The following is a 2,054-nucleotide window of genomic DNA, read 5'->3' on the forward strand; positions in this document are numbered from 1 at the left end:
TCTGTCCGGTAGGAGCGTATTATTATCAAATTTACGCTAAAGGAACTATGGGGAGAAAGGAGAATTTTAAGGGGAGTGTTTTGCTTTTGAGGTAAAGGGTGAAGAGTGAAAAGATGAGAAAAAATAATTATTTTGATAATATCAGATGAATATTTTCAATTACCTTTGAAATGTTTAAAGAAATTGAAAATATATTTTTCATGAACAAAGAAATACTGAAACTTGCCATACCAAACATTATAAGCAACATAACTATTCCATTGCTCGGAATGGCTGACTTGGCTATTCTCGGTCATTTGGAATCTGAAATTTATATTGGAGCAATTGCTCTCGGTGGAATAATTTTTAATTTTATTTACTGGGGTTTCAGTTTTTTACGAATGGGAACAAGTGGATTTACAGCACAGGCTTTTGGAAAAAAAGACAGCAAAGAAATTATTCTTATTCTTTCACGAGCTTTGATAATTGCCTTGGTTGCAGGATTATTTTTGATAATAATTCAAAAACCAATTGAATTATTTAGTTTTTGGCTATTTAATGCCGACTCAAATGTTGAACAATTGGCTTCCGAATATTACAGAATTCGTATTTGGGCAGCACCTGCAACGATTGGACTTTATGCCTTTATCGGCTGGTTTATCGGAATGCAAAATGCTGTTTATCCAATGATTATTTCAATTATAATTAATGTCCTGAATATCGCCCTTAATGTATTTTTTGTTTTTGTATTGGGAATGAAATCCGAAGGTGTTGCACTTGGAACAGTGATAGCTCAATACACAGGAGTTGTAATTGCCGTCTTACTTTTTATTTACAAATACAAGCCTTACCTTTTTCATTGGGTTAAAGCTGAAATGTTTGACAGACTTGCATTAAAGCAATTTTTTAATGTTAATAAAGACATTTTAATTAGAACTTTATGTTTGATTTTTGTGTTTTCATTTTTTACTGCTCAATCCGCAGTTGTAAATAATACAATATTGGCAGTAAATACTTTACTGCTTCAATTTTTATTTTTGTTTTCATATTTTATTGATGGTTTTGCCCATGCTGCCGAATCATTAACAGGGAAATTTATCGGAGCAAAAGACAATGTTTCTTTAAAAAAGTTTATTAAAATAGTTTTTGTTTGGGGAATTGCTTTAAGCATTCCTTTTTCTCTTGCCTATATTTTTGCAGGAAAAAATATATTATTCATTTTAACAGACAATGCAAACATTATTTTACAAACAAAGCCTTATTTGTTTTGGATAGCAATAATTCCCCTTATCACATTTGCAGCTTTTATTTGGGATGGGATTTATATTGGAGCTACAGCATCAAAATATATGCGTAACAATATGCTTGTTTCAACATTCCTGATTTTTTTACCACTTTATTATCTGTTTCGAAACTCTCTTGGAAATCATAGCTTGTGGTTGGCACTAATGGTATTTATGTTTGCTCGTGGGCTTATGTTAACGGCTTGGTCAAAAAAAGCGATAAATATTAAAAATTAATCAAATTGTAAATTTTTTTCCTCATTGTCGGGTTGTTCAAAAAATACAATTTTACCTTGAAAATTGCGTATTTCCACCCATTTGTTTACACCAAATTCAATAGCTACAACAGCAGAAGTACCAAGGTCTTCATAGAAATCCTTAGCAAAATTGGAAGCTAAACTTTCAAGGGTTGGATTATGACCAACTATCATTACAGTATTTTTATCACTTGCATTTTCTTGAAGATAATCAAGCAATTTTTTTGATTTGTAAAAACCAAAAAGAAATCCTTCTTCAACAATTTTATTTTTAGGAAAATTTAAAACCTGTGAAAATATTTCGGCAGTTTGCATAGCACGAAAAGCAGTACTTGAAAAAATAGCTTCAGGAATTATTTGTTTGTCCTTTAAAAGAAGAGCAATTTCTTCTGATTCTTTAATTCCGTTTTTAAGGAGTTTTCGTTTATAATCTGGAATGTTTAAGTTTTCAAACTCACTATTACCGTGTCTTACAACTATAATTTTTTTCATGTTATTGTTCTGTACTTCTTGAGGTAAATTTACAAAAATAATT

2 protein-coding genes are annotated in these 2,054 nt (G+C 30.6%); one reads left to right on the forward strand and one right to left on the reverse strand.

Annotation, left to right across the window (positions count from 1 at the left end):
- The first annotated feature begins 200 nt into the window (after positions 1-200).
- Positions 201-1,499 carry an MATE family efflux transporter gene (locus tag U9R42_10300; GenBank protein MEA3496413.1) on the forward strand — a complete coding sequence of 433 codons (1,299 nt, stop codon included), beginning with the start codon at positions 201-203 and terminating at the stop codon, positions 1,497-1,499.
- Here U9R42_10300 and U9R42_10305 read toward each other — a convergent pair.
- Positions 1,496-2,054: histidine phosphatase family protein (locus tag U9R42_10305; protein ID MEA3496414.1), on the reverse strand; the 559-nt coding region annotated here is incomplete at its 5' end. The genes U9R42_10300 and U9R42_10305 overlap by 4 nt on opposite strands.

The organism is Bacteroidota bacterium, from assembly GCA_034723125.1.
GTDB lineage: Bacteria > Bacteroidota > Bacteroidia > CAILMK01 > JAAYUY01 > JAYEOP01.